This window comes from Corynebacterium sp. NML180780, from assembly GCF_007786415.1.
GTDB lineage: Bacteria > Actinomycetota > Actinomycetes > Mycobacteriales > Mycobacteriaceae > Corynebacterium > Corynebacterium gottingense.
The window spans coordinates 84,507-101,106 of sequence record NZ_VNKN01000004.1 but is presented as its reverse complement, the minus strand read 5'-3'; the positions used below and the strand labels follow the sequence as shown (position 1 = coordinate 101,106).

Annotated in this window: 16 protein-coding genes; 5 read left to right on the top strand and 11 right to left on the bottom strand. The window is 65.5% G+C overall.

Going from position 1 to position 16,600, the window contains the following annotated elements; all coding sequences use genetic code 11:
• The first annotated feature begins 222 nt into the window (after positions 1 to 222).
• Positions 223 to 591, top strand: coding sequence for a hypothetical protein (locus FPP74_RS03550; RefSeq protein ID WP_144717173.1), 369 nt, complete (start codon positions 223 to 225; stop codon positions 589 to 591).
• A gap of 54 nt (positions 592 to 645) precedes the next feature.
• Positions 646 to 1,107 (top strand): hypothetical protein, encoded by a 462-nt coding sequence (locus FPP74_RS03545; RefSeq protein ID WP_122086664.1) that lies wholly within the window; start codon positions 646 to 648, stop codon positions 1,105 to 1,107.
• 268 nt (positions 1,108 to 1,375) lie between these two features.
• On the opposite strand, the gene map is transcribed toward FPP74_RS03545, so the two are convergent.
• The 5 genes from map to dxr form a co-directional block, all read right to left on the bottom strand.
• The gene (gene map / locus FPP74_RS03540; RefSeq protein WP_144717172.1) at positions 1,376 to 2,275 is read right to left on the bottom strand and encodes a type I methionyl aminopeptidase; all 900 of its coding nucleotides are present in this window, start codon (positions 2,273 to 2,275) and stop codon (positions 1,376 to 1,378) included.
• A gap of 52 nt (positions 2,276 to 2,327) precedes the next feature.
• A complete protein-coding gene (locus tag FPP74_RS03535) occupies positions 2,328 to 4,139 on the bottom strand; it encodes a penicillin-binding transpeptidase domain-containing protein (RefSeq protein ID WP_144717171.1) in 1,812 nt (603 codons plus the stop codon).
• Positions 4,140 to 4,201: 62 nt separating this feature from the next.
• The gene (gene ispG, locus FPP74_RS03530; protein ID WP_095277430.1) at positions 4,202 to 5,362 is read right to left on the bottom strand and encodes a flavodoxin-dependent (E)-4-hydroxy-3-methylbut-2-enyl-diphosphate synthase; all 1,161 of its coding nucleotides are present in this window, start codon (positions 5,360 to 5,362) and stop codon (positions 4,202 to 4,204) included.
• A gap of 29 nt (positions 5,363 to 5,391) precedes the next feature.
• Positions 5,392 to 6,600, bottom strand: a complete 1,209-nt coding sequence (locus FPP74_RS03525; RefSeq protein ID WP_144717170.1) for an RIP metalloprotease — start codon at positions 6,598 to 6,600, stop codon at positions 5,392 to 5,394.
• 12 nt (positions 6,601 to 6,612) lie between these two features.
• Positions 6,613 to 7,779 carry a 1-deoxy-D-xylulose-5-phosphate reductoisomerase gene (gene dxr / locus FPP74_RS03520; RefSeq protein ID WP_144717169.1) on the bottom strand — a complete coding sequence of 389 codons (1,167 nt, stop codon included), beginning with the start codon at positions 7,777 to 7,779 and terminating at the stop codon, positions 6,613 to 6,615.
• A 229-nt stretch (positions 7,780 to 8,008) separates the two neighbouring features.
• On the opposite strand from dxr, the gene FPP74_RS03515 reads away from it, so the two are divergent.
• The gene (locus FPP74_RS03515; protein ID WP_095545893.1) at positions 8,009 to 8,575 is read left to right on the top strand and encodes a DUF2631 domain-containing protein; all 567 of its coding nucleotides are present in this window, start codon (positions 8,009 to 8,011) and stop codon (positions 8,573 to 8,575) included.
• A gap of 112 nt (positions 8,576 to 8,687) precedes the next feature.
• Here FPP74_RS03515 and rlmN read toward each other — a convergent pair whose 3' ends face one another.
• The 3 genes from rlmN to frr form a co-directional block, all read right to left on the bottom strand.
• On the bottom strand, positions 8,688 to 9,791 hold the full coding sequence (rlmN, locus tag FPP74_RS03510) for a 23S rRNA (adenine(2503)-C(2))-methyltransferase RlmN (protein ID WP_095277440.1): 1,104 nt from the start codon (positions 9,789 to 9,791) through the stop codon (positions 8,688 to 8,690).
• Positions 9,792 to 9,860: 69 nt separating this feature from the next.
• On the bottom strand, positions 9,861 to 10,685 hold the full coding sequence (locus FPP74_RS03505) for a phosphatidate cytidylyltransferase (RefSeq protein WP_255456056.1): 825 nt from the start codon (positions 10,683 to 10,685) through the stop codon (positions 9,861 to 9,863).
• Between the two features lie 206 nt (positions 10,686 to 10,891).
• Entirely contained in the window at positions 10,892 to 11,449 is a 558-nt protein-coding gene (frr, locus tag FPP74_RS03500) for a ribosome recycling factor (RefSeq protein WP_095277445.1), read from the bottom strand.
• Between the two features lie 71 nt (positions 11,450 to 11,520).
• Between frr and FPP74_RS03495 the strand changes: the two genes are divergently transcribed.
• Entirely contained in the window at positions 11,521 to 12,642 is a 1,122-nt protein-coding gene (locus tag FPP74_RS03495) for an amidase (protein ID WP_144717167.1), read from the top strand.
• 192 nt (positions 12,643 to 12,834) lie between these two features.
• Here FPP74_RS03495 and pyrH read toward each other — a convergent pair whose 3' ends face one another.
• The 3 genes from pyrH to rpsB form a co-directional block, all read right to left on the bottom strand.
• On the bottom strand, positions 12,835 to 13,518 hold the full coding sequence (pyrH, locus tag FPP74_RS03490) for a UMP kinase (RefSeq protein WP_222428211.1): 684 nt from the start codon (positions 13,516 to 13,518) through the stop codon (positions 12,835 to 12,837).
• A gap of 242 nt (positions 13,519 to 13,760) precedes the next feature.
• On the bottom strand, positions 13,761 to 14,579 hold the full coding sequence (gene tsf, locus FPP74_RS03485) for a translation elongation factor Ts (RefSeq protein WP_095536760.1): 819 nt from the start codon (positions 14,577 to 14,579) through the stop codon (positions 13,761 to 13,763).
• Between the two features lie 257 nt (positions 14,580 to 14,836).
• Positions 14,837 to 15,796 carry a 30S ribosomal protein S2 gene (gene rpsB / locus FPP74_RS03480; protein WP_095534810.1) on the bottom strand — a complete coding sequence of 320 codons (960 nt, stop codon included), beginning with the start codon at positions 15,794 to 15,796 and terminating at the stop codon, positions 14,837 to 14,839.
• 294 nt (positions 15,797 to 16,090) lie between these two features.
• On the opposite strand from rpsB, the gene FPP74_RS03475 reads away from it, so the two are divergent.
• Positions 16,091 to 16,600: a M23 family metallopeptidase gene (locus tag FPP74_RS03475; protein WP_144717166.1), complete on the top strand. Its 510-nt coding sequence runs from the start codon at positions 16,091 to 16,093 to the stop codon at positions 16,598 to 16,600.

Below are 16,600 nucleotides of genomic sequence, written 5' to 3'. Positions count from 1 at the left end.
GAACCCCAAAAGCCACGATACGAGAGGCCCCATTTTCACGTTTCTTGAAATTTTTTCGCGGTTCACTTGTGCATTCATGCCGTCTATCCATTAGTGTGGTTTTTCGACACCGGGATCCGAGTCCATCGGGCTTGTCATTCGGTCCTAGGAGCTTTGGCCCCTGGATTTTCTCCGTTAATCCCCGGACGTCTTGCAAGTACTATCAGAGAAGGATTTCGTTTCATGCGTAATTTCCGTAAGGCAGCCCTCGCAGGCGCAACCGCAGTCGCCCTGGCTTTCGGCTCCACCACCATTGCCGCAGCTGAAGAGACTGCCGCCCCGGAGACCAACAACCAGACCCCGGCAGACGCCCAGAAGCCGTCCGCTTCCACCAAGATCGGCGCTTCCCTCGGCGCCTACGACGAGAACGGCAACGCTACCGCTGCCGACGGCCGTGAGATCTTCGGCTCCGAGAAGGAGCACTTCGGTGAGCAGCCGGGTTGGGCAATTGCTTTCTACGCCACGACCATCTTCGCCGCTGTCTCCGCACTGGTCGGCCTGGTCGTCGGCCCGGCCTACAACTTCGTTGTCCACGGCCTCCCGAACATGTAAGTCGCGGAATTCCGCACACAACAACTAACGACTTTCTCGAAAGAAGGAACATCAATGCGTAACTTCCGCACCGCAGCAGTTGCATCCGCAACCGCACTGACCGTCGCTTTCGGTGGCGTCGCCGTCGCGTCCGCTGAGACCACGGAGACCCCGGCCACCACCGAGGCTTCCTACGAAAAGCCGGCGAACCGTCCGAAGGCCGAGACCGAGAACAAGGACAACTCCGTCGCATTCAAGGGCTTCGACGGCCGCGAGGGCGACAAGTCCTTTAACGAGTCCATCTCCGACGGCACCGAGGGCCTCTTCAACGGCAAGGGTTCCTCCCACTACGTCAACGATGCGGATAAGCCGTTCTACGGCGTTGACGCATTCGGCAAGGAGAAGAACGCCGAGGCTCTCCCGCAGTGGGCTCGCATCTGGATCGACGGCACCATCGTCTCCGCGATCGGCGCTCTCGTTGGCCTGGTCATCGCAGGCTTCAACTTCGCTTCCTACAACGGCCTGATCAAGCTGTAAGAAGCACTGCTCAGGACTTCTGAGTCCTAGCAAAGAATTACCTCCCCACCGTCTCGGTGCGGGAGGTTTTTTCGTGTGCTTTGGGGGGTTGTCTCAGCTGCCTGGAACACGAACGTTTTGTCCGCTCCCGTGCATGGCGCTAGCTCCAAGTACGAACTACCGCGGAGGAAACCCCAGGTCGTGGTGTTCCCCGCCGACCACATGGAGCTAGCGCCATGTGCAAAGCCGCGCCGTCAAGATCAAGACGCGGCCACGGAGAAGAACCAACCTAGCTCCCCAGCATGAGCTGACCGGCGGCGTACTGCTCGTCCGGGATGGTGAGGATCTCGTTGCCGTCGTCGGTGATCACCAGGGTGTGCTCGAACTGCGCCGTGAATTCCCCGTCTCGGTTCTGCACCGTCCAGCCGTCGTCCCAAATGTCGTATTCGAGCCCTCCGAGGTTGATCATCGGCTCCACGGTGAGCGTCATTCCCGGCTCCAGCACATCACGGTACGTATCGGAGTCGTAGTGCAGCACAACCAGACCGTTGTGGAAGGTGGTGCCCACACCGTGGCCGGTAAAGTCCGTGACCACGTTGTAGCCGAAGCGCTGCGCGTAGGACTCGATCACGCGGCCGATCACGTTGATCTCGCGGCCAGGCTTTGCCGCCTTGATGCCGCGCATCGTCGCCTTGTACGTGCGCTCGACCAGGTCCCGATGTTCCTGCGACACCTCACCCGCGAGGAAGGTCGCATTCGTATCGCCGTGCACCCCGTTCTTGTACGCCGTGACATCGATGTTGACGATGTCGCCTTCCTCAATCACCGTCGTATCCGGAATCCCGTGGCACACGATCTCATTCAACGACACGCAGCAGGACTTGGTAAACCCGCGGTACCCCAGCGTCGACGGGTACGCGCCGTGGTCGCACATGAACTCGTGCGCAATCCGATCGATCTCATCGGTAGTCACCCCAGGTTCCACCGCCGCGCCGGCCACAGCAAGCGCGTTTGCCGCAATTTTCGACGCCTCGCGCATACACTCCACGGTCTCAACCGTCTGCACGAGCGGCTCGCCCACGTTCTCCTGGACGTCGTCCTTCCACGCGTACTCCGGACGCTCGATGTCCTTGGGCACCTTGCGGATCGGTGTCTGCTTTCCTGGCTTCAACTTTCCTCTTGCACTCATGCGCCCCATGGTAGTCCCCAAGTGCGCAAACCCCGATTCGCGCCGACCCGCGCTACGGGTTGAGGTTGTGCAGCATTCGGTCGGTCACCGCGACCGCCGCCTCGGAGCCTCCTCCAAGCACGATGAGGGTGGCAAAGGCAATGTCGTCGTCCGTCCTGTACCCAGCGAACCAGGAGTGTGAGCCGCCGTTGATCTCCGCCTCACCGGTCTTGCCGCGGATGTCTCCGCCGGCGGTCATCCCCGTCGCCGTACCGCCCGGGGCCGTCACCGCACCCATCATCTGCTGTAGCTGAGCGGCGACCTCCGGAGTCATCGGCCCCACCTGGCCGTCCACCTCCGTTTCCTTCCCCTGGATGAGGAACGGGACCGGCATCTGGCCGTGCGCAGCCGTGGCCGCGACCAAAGCCATGCCGAAGGGGCTCGCCAGATCCAAGCCCTGCCCGTAGCCGGACTCAGTGCGGTCCAACGGCTCCTCGCCCTCGGGGATCGAGCCGGTGATAGTGTCCAACCCCGGAATGTTCATGTCCAGCCCGAGCCCGAATTGCTTGCCCGTCTCCTGCAGCTCTCCGGGGGCAAGCTGGGTCGAAATATCGGCAAACGAGGTGTTACAGGAGTGCGCGAACGCAGACTCCAACGAGACGTTGCCCAGGCTGAACCCGGCGTAGTTGGTCACGGTTCGCCCGAACAGGTTCATCGTGCCCGGGCACGGCACCGTTGAACCGGGATTCAGACCCTGCCGCTCCATCCCCGCGGCCGCAGTAATGATCTTGAACGTCGAACCCGGCGGGTACTGCCCCATCGTCGCGACGTTACCATCCGCGTCGGCAGCGGGGGTCTGAGCCACAGCCAGGATGCCGCCGGTGGACGGGCGGATGGCCACGATCATCGCCTGCTGGCCCGCAACCGGCTCCAGCGCAGACTCGGCTGCCTGCTGCACCCGGTGGTCCAGGCTGATGTGCACGGCGGGCGCAGGCGCGGCGTCTTCGCGCTCCAGCTCCTCGTAGGCCGCCCCATTCTCGTTCACCACGCTCACGTTCCAACCCGCGTCGCCCTCAAGGTCGTCGCGGACCAGCTGGCCGACCCGCGCCATGATGTCCGGGGCGAACGCTGGGTCGGCGTTGACCATCGACGCCTCCTCGTTCAGCCGCACCCCAGCGATGCCGTCGAGCTCGTGCTCCACAACCCCCTTCGCGGCCTGGGGAATCATGGCGGCGGAGTAGACGCCACCTGCGCCTTCGAGTTCGTTGGTGAGCTCGCCGGCGTCGCGAAGCGGCACCGCGCGATCCGCCTCGTGGCCCGCAGTGAGGGCCTGAGAGATCTTGAACGCGGTGTCCGGCACGGAGCCGAGCGATTCCTTGTCCACCAGCAGCCGGTATGCAACGCCGGGGCGCAGGAGCTCGACGCCGTCGGCAGACACCACGCTCGCCTCCTTCGGCGTGATCGAGCGCAGCTCCAGGTGCTGGTTGGCGCCAAGGCGCGGGTGAAGGACGCTCGGCTGCCAACGCACCTGCCAGTTCTCACCCGACTGCGTGAGCGTCATCTGGCCGTCGTAGTTGAGCTCGCGGCCGCGGGGCAGCTCCCAGTTCATGGAGTAGTTGGCCGTGGCGAGGTTTTCCGTCTGGCTCACGCTGGTTATCCGGGCGTCGAGCGCCTCGGCCTGGAGGCCGTCCCAATTCTCGTTGATTGAAGCGGCGGCGGTCGAGGGGTCGTCGACAAGCGCATCGAGCTCCCCCACCTCGCGGGACGCGATCGCTTCAAGCATCTCCTGTGCCACGGGTTGCGCATCGTTGGGGCGCGGGGTGCATGCGGCGAGCGCGGTGGTAAGTACAGCCGCGCCCGTGAGCAGGGCGAGGAGTCGTTGCATGGGATAAAAATAGCAGCGCCGGGCACTCGCCCGACGCTGCCACGCTCACAGCACGCTTCGGTCTAGTTAGTGACCTTGACCTCAGCGCCGCCGTCGCCCTTCTCCATACCCTCTTCCTCCGCGATTCGGTTCGCGTGGCGGATCAGGGTCTCCACGATGTCGGCCTCGGGGACGGTCTCCACGACCTCGCCCTTGACAAAGATCTGGCCCTTGCCGTTGCCGGAGGCGACGCCCAGGTCGGCGTCGCGAGCCTCACCCGGACCGTTGACAACGCACCCCATCACGGCGACGCGCAGCGGGTACTCCAAGTTCTCCAGACCCGCGGTGACCTCCTCGGCAAGCTTGTACACGTCCACCTGCGCGCGGCCGCACGACGGGCAGGACACGATCTCCAGCTTACGGGGGCGCAGGTTGAGCGACTGCAGGATCTGGTCGCCCACCTTGATCTCCTCCACCGGGTCGGCGGAGAGGGACACACGAATGGTGTCGCCGATGCCCTGCGAGAGCAGCGCGCCGAACGCGACGGAGGACTTGATGGTGCCCATGAACTTCGGGCCTGCCTCGGTCACGCCGAGGTGCAACGGGTAATCGGTCTTCTCCGCCAGCTGACGGTACGCCTCCACCATCAGCACCGGGTCGGAGTGCTTGACAGAGATGGCGATGTCGCCGAAGCCGTACTCCTCGAACAGACCGGCCTCGTAAATCGCCGACTCGACGAGCGCCTCCGGGGTAGCCTTGCCGTACTTCTCCAGCAGGCGCTTGTCCAGCGAACCGCCGTTAACACCGATGCGGATCGGAATCCCGGCCTCGCCCGCTGCCTTCGCCACCTCCTTCACACGGCCGTCGAACTCCTTGATGTTGCCCGGGTTCACGCGGACCGCAGCGCAACCGGCATCAATGGCGGCGAAAATGTACTTGGGCTGGAAGTGGATGTCCGCGATCACCGGGATCGGGGACTTCGCCGCAATGGCCGGCAGCGCGTCCGCGTCCACCGTCTTCGGGCACGCCACGCGGACGATGTCACAACCGGTGGTGGTCAGCTGCGCGATCTGCTGCAGTGTCGCGTTAATGTCGTGCGTCTTCGTCGTGGTCATGGACTGCACCGAGATCGGGTGCTCGGAGCCCACGCCCACGTTCCCCACCATCAGCTGGCGGGTCTTGCGTCGCTCCGCCAGGGTCGGTGGCGGGCCTTCAGGAATACCTAATCCGATGGGGAGATTCATAGTGCCCAACTCTAGCACCGCACGCAAGCTCAGCCAGCGAGGCGGATCGGGTTCACCACGTCCGCGGCCATGACGAAGAGACCCACCACAAGCAGCACCGCAGCCATGGCGTACGTCACTGGCATCAGCTTCTCGTAGTCCGCCGGGCCGCCGGGGCCGAGCCCGCGCAGCCTGCGGACGAGGTCGCGCACCTTTTCATACAGCACCACCGCGATGTGCCCGCCGTCCAGCGGAGGCAGCGGCACGAGGTTAAACAGGGCGAGGAAGAAGTTCATGCTGGCCAACATCATCCAAAACATGGACCACAGGTCCTGCTGGACCAGCTCACCGCCAGCGCGGGAGGCGCCGATCACGCTGACTGGGCCGTTGACGTCGCGCTCCGCGCCGAAGATGGATGCCACGACGCCCGGGATCTTGCTCGGGAACGCGAGAATGCCATCGACGGTTGCGTGCAGCATTTGACCGGTAAATTTCGCGGTCGCCGGGACCGCCTCAAGCGGCCCGAACTGGCGCATCGCGTCCGCGACCGGCGCACTCGTCACACCGATAGCGCCCGCGTCGAACTCCTGCCCACTGGCGGGGTCGATGCGCGTCACGCGCGCAACGGGCACGTCGACGGTGAGCTCCGCGCCGTCGCGGAGGACGTCAAGGGCCACCGTTTCGCCGGGTCGCTCCATGACGTAATCGCGCACTTCCGTAAACGCGACGATGTCCTGGCCGTTGACAGCCAGCAGCTTGTCCCCCGGGCGGAGGCCGGCTTGCGCGGCGGGGCCGTCGCCCTCGCACGGGGCGAGTGTCTCCGCGTCGATCTGGTCGGAGGTGCACGACAGCTCACCCACCGTGGGCGTGCGATCCGCGTACGGGTTCGGGATGGCGGCGAGAACGGCCACGAAGTAGGTGATGATGACGCCGATGAACAGGTTCATCACGATGCCGCCGGCCATCACCGCCACTCGCTGCCACCACGGCTTTTTGTACATGGCCAGCGGGGCCTCGTCCGGGGCCAGCTCGTCCTGCGCGGTCATGCCGGCGATGTCGCAGAAGCCGCCGAACGGCAGGGCGGCAACGCCGTACTCAGTGTGCCCGCGGGTGACCGACCACACCGTCGGCCCGAAACCGATGAAGTAGCGGCGCACACGCATTCCGAAGCCGCGGGCCACCGCCATATGCCCCGCCTCATGAAGCGCAATCGACACAGCAATGCCGAGCGCAAACAGGACAACACCAATGATGCCCATGAGCGCTCCCTCTTACTGTTTGCGCGCCAGCGCGTCCGCGGAGTCCGCCGCGCTCCGGCGCGCCTGCGCGTCCACCTCGAGGATCTCCTCAATGCACGTCGGGGTGTGCGCATAGCTGCCCGCGGCGTCAAGCACGGCGTCGATCGTGTCCACGATCTGCGGGAAGCGGATCCTCCCATCAAAGAACGCGTCGACGGCCACCTCGTTCGCGGCGTTGTAGATCGCCGGGTACGGGTCGCCGGCGCTCGCCACCTGGCGTGCAAGCTCCACTGCCGGGAACGCCTCGTTGTTCAGCGGTTCGAAAGTCCACTCCGATGCGGTTGTGAAGTCCAGCGAGGGCTGCGCGCCCGCGACGCGGCCGGGCCACGCGAGGGCGTGCGCGATCGGCATCTTCATCGACGGTGGCGAGGCTTGCGCGATCGTCGCGCCGTCGATGAAGGTGACCATGGAGTGGACGATGGATTGGGGGTGGACGGTGACGTCGATAAGCGATGGCTCCACGTCAAAGAGCAGGGACGCCTCGATGAGCTCGAGCCCTTTGTTCACCATGGTTGCGGAATTGATCGTGTTCATCGTGCCCATCGACCAGGTGGGGTGGGTGACGGCCTGTTCCGGCGTGACGCCCCACATCTGCTCGCGAGTCTGGCCGCGGAACGGGCCGCCGGATGCGGTGAGCACGAAGCGGGCGACCTCGTCCCGGCGGCCCGCGCGCAGTGCCTGCGCCATCGCGGAGTGCTCCGAATCCACCGGCACCAGCGCGCCCGGCTTCGCCTCCCGCAGCACGACCTGGCCGCCGGCCACGAGCGATTCCTTGTTCGCCAGCGCCAGCACGGCGTCGCTGCGCAGGGCAGCGATTGTCGACGCCAACCCCGCCGCCCCAACAAGCGCGTTGAGCACGACGTCCGCGGCGTGTGATTCGGTGAGCTGCCGGGCCGCGTCCTCACCGCTCAGCACGGCTCCGCCGAGGGCCTGACCAACCTGCGCCGCGGCGTCCTCGCGCTGGACAGCGACTTGGCCGGGCTGGAGCCCAAATTCCTTCGCCTGCGTGATGATCGCCTGCGGGTCGCGGCCGCCGGCGGCGATGCCGACCACCTGGAAGGCGTCGCGGTTGTCCTGAATAACCTCGCACGCCTGGGTGCCAATTGATCCGGTTGAGCCGAGAATGACAATTCGTTTCACCCCGCCATTGTTGCACGCCCCGGTGTGGCTGCTCGACGGGTGGACCGACGGCTGGCAGATCGGACGAAAGTTTGCACCTATTAGGGGTACAAAGTCACCGATTGCCACGGAAGTATGACAATATAGTCCACAGAATTGTTTCCTGCTCCGGCTGCGATTCCGTTTGCGCTGCGCAAAGCGCACTGCGGAAGGGCGCGGGCCGAAGCATTTAGCGCTGACTTGAAGGAGTATGGCAGTGGCCCACGCGAACGAAAAGGCACCTGAGGTGTACAACGGCGTTTCCGAGGCAGACGTCCCGTCTGCACGCTTCGGTTGGAGCGAGCAGAGCCGCGGCACGATCCAGGCCGCCGGTTGGGTGTCTGTTCTGGTGCTCATCGCCTACAACTTTGGTAACCACAAGGGCCACGTTGAGACCATCTGGCTCATCGCCATTGCCGTCCTCATCGCCCTGGGCCTGATCCTGCACGCGACGCAGCCGAAGCTGAACCAAAAGCGCACCGTCACCGCCCACAACAAGCCGCAGGGCCACGTCGAACCGGACTGGTGCTACGACCAGAAGACCCTGTCCGGCGCGTACGCCAACCTGGACGAGCGTCAGCTGCGCGCCCTGAACATCGACCCGGCCCGCATCCAGCACCTGCGCGCACCGCAGCAGGCCGTTGCCGCCGGTGACCGCCACGCCACCGCGGCCGGCTCCGCATCCGTGCGCAAGGACGGCGCCGTCCACGTGAACCGCGCGGACCACGACGTCGAGGTTGTCGAAGTCACCCCGCGCGGCAAGCACGCCGCGCAGTAGCCGCAACAAGGCAAAGGGCCGATCCCGTCAGACGGGATCGGCCCTTTTTATGCTCGGGTTGCGGGCGGTCAGTCTCCCCGTGCATTCGCCGCCCGCACGCGTGCGGGCCGGCCTACCCCGCCTGCTCGTCGGCAGCGAGCTGGCCGCAGGCTGCGGCGATCTCCTGGCCCTTCGTGTCGCGCACGGTACAGGTGACGCCCTGGGCGATCACGCGGCGGACAAACTCGTCCTGCCGGTCGCGCGGGGACGCGTCCCACTTGGAACCCGGCGTCGGGTTCAACGGGATCAGGTTCACGTGGACGCGGGACCCGAGGGCGTTGTGCAGCTTCTTACCCAACATGTCGGCGCGGAAGTCCTGGTCGTTGATGTCCCGGATCAGCGCGTACTCGATGGAGACGCGGCGACCGGTCTGATCCGCGTAGTAGGACGCGGCGTCGAGCACCTCGGAGACGGCGAAGCGATTGTTGATGGGCACGAGGGTGTCACGCAGCTCGTCGTCAGGCGTGTGCAGCGACACGGCGAGAGTGACGGAGAGGCCCTCGTCGGCGAGGCGACGGATCTGCGGCGCGAGCCCGACGGTGGAGATGGTGATGTTGCGCTGCGAGATGCCAAACCCATCCGGGCTGGGCTGGGTTATCTGGCGGACTGCGGAGAGCAGGCGGTTGTAGTTGGCCAGCGGCTCGCCCATGCCCATGAAGACGATGTTGGACAGGCGCGAGCCCTCCGCCGCCATCATCGCGGCGGCTGCGCGAACCTGGTCAACAATCTCCGCGGTGGACAGGTTGCGGTCCAGACCGCCCTGGCCGGTGGCGCAGAACGGACACGCCATGCCGCAGCCCGCCTGGGAAGAAATGCACAGCGTGGCGCGGTCCGGGTAGCGCATGAGCACGGACTCCAGCAGGATCCCGTCGTGCAGGCGCCACAAGGTCTTGGTGGTGTCGCCCTCGTCGGTTTCCACGGTGCGCACGGGGTTGAGCAGGGTTGGGAACAGCGCGTCCTTGACCAGCTGGCGCTGGGCCTCGGGGAGGTCCGTCATGGTCAGCGGGTCCGCCTCGAACTTGCCGTAGTAGTGGCGCGCGATCTGGTCCGCGCGGAACTTCGGCAGCCCGAGCTCCTTGAGGGCCTCGACGCGTTCCTCTTTGGTCAGGTCAGCAAAGTGCTTCGGCGGCATGCCGCGCTTCGGGGAAAGGAGTTGGATCTTGGGTACGTCGCTCATAGTGTGCCCTATTTTGGCACGTAACCCGCGTCTTGACTAATCTCCGCGGCCCGTTCGCTGCCAGGGCCGCTACAGCGGGTTCATAATCGCCGCGGCGTTGAGCAGCATGTAGGTCGCGCTGGCGGCGGGCAGCATCCCGTCCAAGCGGTCCATCAGCCCGCCGTGGCCTGGAAGCAAGTTTGACATGTCCTTGATGCCCAGCTCGCGCTTGAACTGGCTCTCCACAAGGTCGCCCATGGTGGCGCAGAGGACGAGCGCAACGCCCCACACCACACCCATCCACCAGGGCCCCTGGATGAGGAAGTGCACCACGGCCATGCCGGTGAGCACGCCAAACACCACGGAGCCGGCGAAGCCCTCCCACGACTTGTTCGGGCTGATCGCGGGCGCCATCGGGTGCGAGCCGAACATGACGCCCGCGGCGTAGCCGCCGACGTCGTTGGCTACGACGCAGAGCATGAATGCGGCGATGAAGCGGCTGGCGGGGAGGGCACCTTCGTCGATAAGCGAGATCATCGCGGCGAAACTCCCGAAGAGCGGGATCCACACGAGGACGAAGATGCCCACACCGGTATCGCGCAGGTAGTTCTCGGGCGTGGTGTGGCGGCCGTTGGGGAATAGCCGGTAGAACATGAGGAAGAGGACCGTGAACGCGAACCCCGTGACCAGGCCGGCCGTCTCGTACGTGGCGGAGGCCCACAGCATGATCTGCCCCAGGATGACCAGGAGCGTGCGCGGCTGCTGGTACCCGGCTTCGCGCAGGCGCGTGAGCACTTCCCACATGGCCAGCGCCACCGCCACGGCAACAAGCGGGTACCAGGCCAACGGGCCCACCAACAGCGCACCGATTACCAGCGAGCCGAGCACCACCGCCGTCGTGATCGCAGCGGTCAGGTCGCGCCCCGCATTGTTCTTCGGCGTGGGCGCCTTGAGCCTTAACGACGGCCACCTGGACCTCTCCGCAACCCTCCGGTTGTCAAGATCGCTCTGCTCGTTGCGGTGTGGTTGCACTGGCTCCTCGCTTCGGTCTCGTCCGGCGCCACGGCGCGATGTCCACGGCGTGCCTCCATTGGCGGATAGTTGCGCGACTGTGCGGGAGGTTAGACCTCCATCAGCTCGTCTTCCTTGCGCTGCACCAGCTCATCAATCTGTGCGACGTAGCCCTGCGTGGTCTTGTCCAGGGACTGCTCGGCGGTCTTGACCTCGTCCTCGCCGGCGTCGCCGTCCTTCTGGATCTTCTTCAGCTGGTCCATGCCCTGGCGGCGGACGTTGCGGATGGCAATCTTGCCTTCCTCGCCCTTCTGCTTCGCGTGCTTGACCAGGTCCTTGCGGCGCTCCTCGGTGAGCTGCGGCACCGTGACGCGGATGACCTGGCCGTCATCGGTCGGGTTTACACCCAGGTCGGAGTTGCGGATCGCGTTCTCAATCTCCTGGAGGGTAGACATGTCATAGGGCTTGATCAGCAGCATGCGCGGCTCCGGCACGGAGATGGTGGCCATCTGGTTGATCGGGGTCGGCGCACCGTAGAACTCCGCCATGACGCCGTTGAACATTGCGGGGTTGGCGCGGCCGGTACGGATGGTGACCAGCTCCTCGCGGGTGTGCTCCACCGAGGAAGTCATGCGCTCTTCTGCGTCCAACAGGACATCATCAATCATGGTTTACCTACCTTTTGCTCGTTAACGTTCCCCACTAATCTACCAGCGCTCGCCCCGCCTACACTGTTGCCATGCAGCAATCGGCGTTCTCCTTCCGCGCTCCCCTGGCGCCCCCGCCCGTCGACGCCGCTGCCGCTCCGTCCCGCACCAGACTCGCGGGCTGGGACATCCCGGTCAAGGACTCCGTTGACGTCGCCGGCTGGCCCACCACCAACGGCAACCCCGCCCGCAGCTACGTGGCGCGCCGCACGGACGCCATCGTGCCCATGCTTCTCGACGCCGGCGCGACCATCCCCGGCAAAACACTCACTTCCGAGCTGGGCGCCACCTGTTACGCCGAGCGCCCCGGCGTCCCGGTGCTCGAGTCCCCAGCGTTCCCCGGCCGCACGCCCGGCGGCTCCTCCACCGGTGCCGCGGTTGCGGTGGCGGAGGGCCAAGTCCGCGCGGCGCACGGAACGGACGCGGGCGGTTCGCTGCGTGTGCCCGCCGCGGCGTGCGACATCGTCGGCTTCAAGCCCGCCTCGCCCCACGTCGCGGCGCACGGCTTCCTTACCCGCACCGTCGCCGACCAGTGCACGATCTACGGCATGCGCCCCACGCATCCGCGACGCTTGCGGGTCGGGGTGCTTCTCGACGCCCTCCTCGCCCCCTCCCATCTCTCACCCTCCCGCGCGGACGCGGTGGACCAGCTGGCGGGGGCGCTCTCCCTCCACCACGACGTCGTCCCGTTGCGCGCCTACGCCCAGGCGGGCGACACCTTCGCGCACTTCTCCCGCCGCATCAAGCGCTCCTTCACCAGCGTCGACCCGCTGGACAGCGAGTACCTCCAGTGGCTCACGCAGGAGGGGGCGCGCGTCACCCGCGCCCAGATGCGCGGCGTCCGCGAGCACCTGGACGTGCTCCCGCACCTGCTTGCCCGGCAGTGGGACGTCGACGTAGTCCTCTCTCCCACCCTGGCCTTCGACCCGCCGCGATTGGGGTACTTCCCGTCCTTGTCTCCCGAGGAGAGCTTCTACCAGCAGACGGTCTGGTCGCCATGGTGCTCGGTGTTCAACGTAACCGGCAGCGCCGCGATCGCGATCGGAGGCATCCACCTGGGTGTACTCGGGAGCGCGGCGCGCCCCGCCGTCAACGCGACGGAGCTGCTCAACCTCGCCTGGCAGGTGGAAGGGCTCCTGGGCCGCGAGGGGTAAGTGGTGATCCTGGGGCGGCGCGCACATGACGAGAGTGCGTAAAATTTCCCCGGCCGCCGAGCCCTGGCCGACAATTCCCCAGGTGGGACGGTCTGGGTGAATCGTTTCTGCGGAAGTCTGTCACACGCCCCGGAAACAAGGAAGCCCCGGCGGTCAACACCGCCGGGGCACACTCCCAAACCGAAGGGACTCCTAGGCCACCAAGGTCCCAATCTGCTCACCGGCAACGGCGCGGGCGATGTTGCCCTCCTTGAGCAGGTTAAACACCAGGATCGGCATGTTGTTGTCCATGCAGAGGGAGAACGCGGTGGCATCCGCCACCTTGAGGCCCTGCTCAAGCACCTCGCGCGGCGAGATCTCAGTGAGCAGGTTGGCGTCCGGGTTGGTGCGCGGGTCGTCGTCGTAGACGCCGTCGACACCCTTGGCCATCAGCAGGACCTCACACCCGATCTCCAGCGCGCGCTGCGCAGCGGTGGTGTCGGTGGAGAAGTACGGCATGCCCATGCCGGCGCCGAAGATGACCACGCGGCCTTTCTCCAGGTGGCGGGCGGCGCGCAGCGGCAGGTACGGCTCAGCGATCTGCGCCATGTTGATGGAGGTCTGCACGCGGCAGTCCACGCCTTTCTGCTGCAAGAAGTCCTGCAGGGCCAGGCAGTTCATGACGGTGCCGAGCATGCCCATGTAGTCAGAACGCGCACGGTCCAGGCCGCGCTTCTGCAGCTCCGCTCCGCGGAAGAAGTTGCCGCCGCCGATGACCACGGCGACCTCGGTGCCCGCCTTGGCCACCTCGGCGATCTGGGAGGCGACGCTGTCCACCACGTCCGGGTCGATGCCGACCTTGCCGCCGCCGAACATCTCACCGCCAAGCTTGAGCATGACGCGTTTGAATCCGTTGCGGTTGAGGGCGAAATCAGTCACGGTGTGACACTCCTTATGCACAAATGCCGGGTGGTGAATCGAAAGCTTGCGTATTCGCACCCGATTCTAACCAGTTCCCCCGCAACCAGGTAAATGCACTGCAAAGAACGCGAAAGCGCCCCGCCCCGGTTTCCCGGGGGCAGGGCGCTAGAGCGGAACAGGATCGACGGGGCTCACGGCACCGTCGATAAGCAGATTGCTTACGCCTGGCCGACCTCGAAGCGCACGAAGTCGGTGATCTCGATGCCGCTCTCCTCCGTGAACTGCTTCACGGTCTTCTTGGAGTCTGCGAGGGACGGCTGGTCCAGCAGCACGACGTCCTTGTAGAAGCCGCCCATGCGGCCCTGGACGATCTTCTCGATGGCAGCCTCGGGCTTGCCCTCGTTGCGGGTGATCTCCTCCTGCACCGCGCGCTCCTTCTCCACGACCTCGGCCGGGATGTCCTCCTGCTTGAGGAAGCGAGCCTTCATCGCGGCGATCTGCAGAGCGACCTGGTGAGCGGCCTCCTCGTTGTCACCGGTGTAGGCAACGAGCACGCCCACGGCCGGCGGCAGGTCCGCGGAGCGCTGGTGCAGGTACTTCGCAACGTTGTCGCCCTCGACGGTTGCGGCGCGGCGCAGCTCGAGCTTCTCTCCGATCTTTGCGGACAGGACCTGCAGCGCCTCGTGCGCGGTCTGGCCGTCGACGTCAGCGTTTGCCAGCTCCTCCTGGGAGTTCGCCTTCACAGCGGCAGCGGCGTCGGCGATCTTAGCGGCGAGGTCCTTGAACTCCTGGTTCTTGGCCACGAAGTCGGTCTCTGCGTTGATCTCCACGATGGTGTTGCCGGAAACTGCAACGAGGCCCTCGAGGGCGTTGCGCTCAGCGCGCTTGCCCACGTCCTTTGCGCCCTTAATGCGCAGGTTCTCAACGGCCTTCTCAAAGTCGCCGTCGGTCTCCTGGAGTGCCTTCTTGCAGTCCATCATGCCGGAGCCGGTGATCTCGCGGAGCTTCTTCACGTCTGCTGCAGTGTAGTTCGCCATGTTGGGGCGATCCTCCTCGTAAGGTTTGTGCAATTTTGGGCAGCTTATCGGCGCCCACGCGCCCACAAGCAACCAAAATTGGCTGTGATAAGTAATCGTGTAAAGGGTAGCCGACTTTGCGTGAGTCGGCACGCTAGGAAATGCTAGCAGCCCTTGGATGCACTACACCCCGCGCTTCGCTCGCGTCCCGGCCCAGTGAAGTGGGGCGGACGTGAACCGAAGACGCGGGGTGCATGTGTCAGGGGTGCCGGTTCGGCTTAGGACTCCTTCTCGGAGTTCTCCTCCTGCTCAGCCTTCTCGGCCTTCTCAGCCTCGGCTGCCTGCTCAGCGGCGCGCACTGCGTGCGGCTGCTCAACCGGTGCGACCTCCTGCGGCGTTGCTGCCTCGGCGGCAGCGGCGGCCTTGGCCGCGTCGGCAGCGGAGACATCGTCGGAGGACGCTGCGTTCGCAGCAGCCTCGGATGCCTCGGCCTGCAGCTTGGCGTCGTTGTCGCCTGCTGCGTCGCGGGCGGCTGCCAGCTGGCGCTCCTCGCGCTGCTGCTTACCGGCCACGACTGCCTCGCCCACGATGTGGGTGAGCAGCTTCACGGCGCCGATGGCGTCGTCGTTACCCGGGATCGGGAAGTCAACCAGGTCCGGATCACAGTTGGTGTCCAGCACAGCGACAACGGGGATGCGCAGCTTCTGCGCCTCATTGACGGCGATGTGCTCCTTGTTGGTATCCACAATCCACAGCGCGGACGGCGTCTTGGTCATCTCAGAGATGCCGCCGAGGACGCGCTCGAGCTTGGTGCGCTCGCGGGTGAGCATGAGGATTTCCTTCTTACCGCGGCCGGCGTAGCCGTCCTCGGCTGCGTCCATCGCCTGCAGTTCCTTCATGCGGGCGATTCGCTTGGACACGGTCTGGAAGTTGGTGAGCATGCCACCGAGCCAGCGGTGGGTCACGTACGGCATGCCGACGCGCTCTGCCTCTTCCTGGATCGGCTCCTGTGCCTGCTTCTTGGTACCGACGAACAGGAGGGTGCCGCCGTGCGCGACGGTCTCCTTGACAAACTCGTATGCCTCGTCGATGTAGGTCAGCGTCTGCTGCAGGTCGATAACGTAGATGCCGTTGCGATCGGTGAAGATGAAGCGACGCATCTTCGGGTTCCAACGACGCGTCTGGTGGCCAAAGTGCACACCTGCGTCGAGGAGTTCGCGCATGGTTACAACTGCCATGGGAATGTCTCCTTTGGAGAAAATAGTTCGGTTAATACTGGTCAAACGTGCGGGTTTTTATCCCACACCCTGGCACCGTGCCCGCCTCGCGCCCTTTCAAGGGACCGTTGCTCGGCTGGCGTTTGCCGGCGCGCGGAGTCAGCCTCGCGCAAGGCGCGGACTGCCCGAGTGAGTATACGCACCTCAGGCGCAAAATCCTAATTGCGCTGCGCGGTTGTGGATAACCCCCAGCACCTATCCACAGATTTTTCGTTTAGGGTTCCTTTGCGCCGTTTGTTGTGATGTAACTGAGGCATGTATCGCTTCACGACGCCGCGCCCACCCCTCACCGCCCTCATCCTCGCCACCCTCGCGCTCCTCATCTCCTGCCCGCCGACCCTCGCGTGGGTGGACCCCACCACCGGCACCGCGCACGCTTCCCGCGTGACCCGCCCCGCGAACATCCCGGAAAAGAACTGGCAGCCCGGCCATCGCGGCGTCGACCTTGCCGCCCGCCCCGGCGACCCCGTCCTGGCCGCCGGCGACGGCACGGTCCACTACGTGGGCACGATTGCCGACACACCCGTCGTCTCCATCGCCCACGCGGATGGAATCCGCACAACCTACCAACCCGTACGCACCGAGCTACGCAAGGGGGACCCCGTCGGCGAGGGCGACATCATCGGCGCGCTCGCCTACTCCCCCGCCAACGCGCCCAACCGGCACGACGGCCTGCATTGGGGCGCGATCGTGGGCAAGGAGCGCTACATCGACCCGCTTTCGCTCCTCTCGGCCCCGTTGATCCGGCTCAAACCCGTCCCCTAA

Excerpts from the sequence above, each read along its gene's own strand:
- ispG (WP_095277430.1), bottom strand. The coding sequence starts at position 5,362 with ATGAATCTCCCCATCGGATTAGGTATTCCTGAAGGCCCGCCACCGACC.
- FPP74_RS03545 (WP_122086664.1), top strand. The coding sequence starts at position 646 with ATGCGTAACTTCCGCACCGCAGCAGTTGCATCCGCAACCGCACTGACC.
- FPP74_RS03550 (WP_144717173.1), top strand. The coding sequence starts at position 223 with ATGCGTAATTTCCGTAAGGCAGCCCTCGCAGGCGCAACCGCAGTCGCC.
- pyrH (WP_222428211.1), bottom strand. The coding sequence starts at position 13,518 with ATGCTCAAGCTTGGCGGTGAGATGTTCGGCGGCGGCAAGGTCGGCATC.
- frr (WP_095277445.1), bottom strand. The coding sequence starts at position 11,449 with ATGATTGATGATGTCCTGTTGGACGCAGAAGAGCGCATGACTTCCTCG.
- tsf (WP_095536760.1), bottom strand. The coding sequence starts at position 14,579 with ATGGCGAACTACACTGCAGCAGACGTGAAGAAGCTCCGCGAGATCACC.
- rlmN (WP_095277440.1), bottom strand. The coding sequence starts at position 9,791 with ATGAGCGACGTACCCAAGATCCAACTCCTTTCCCCGAAGCGCGGCATG.
- FPP74_RS03515 (WP_095545893.1), top strand. The coding sequence starts at position 8,009 with ATGGCAGTGGCCCACGCGAACGAAAAGGCACCTGAGGTGTACAACGGC.
- rpsB (WP_095534810.1), bottom strand. The coding sequence starts at position 15,796 with ATGGCAGTTGTAACCATGCGCGAACTCCTCGACGCAGGTGTGCACTTT.
- FPP74_RS03495 (WP_144717167.1), top strand. The coding sequence starts at position 11,521 with ATGCAGCAATCGGCGTTCTCCTTCCGCGCTCCCCTGGCGCCCCCGCCC.
- map (WP_144717172.1), bottom strand. The coding sequence starts at position 2,275 with ATGAGTGCAAGAGGAAAGTTGAAGCCAGGAAAGCAGACACCGATCCGC.
- FPP74_RS03535 (WP_144717171.1), bottom strand. The coding sequence starts at position 4,139 with ATGCAACGACTCCTCGCCCTGCTCACGGGCGCGGCTGTACTTACCACC.
- FPP74_RS03525 (WP_144717170.1), bottom strand. The coding sequence starts at position 6,600 with ATGGGCATCATTGGTGTTGTCCTGTTTGCGCTCGGCATTGCTGTGTCG.
- FPP74_RS03475 (WP_144717166.1), top strand. The coding sequence starts at position 16,091 with ATGTATCGCTTCACGACGCCGCGCCCACCCCTCACCGCCCTCATCCTC.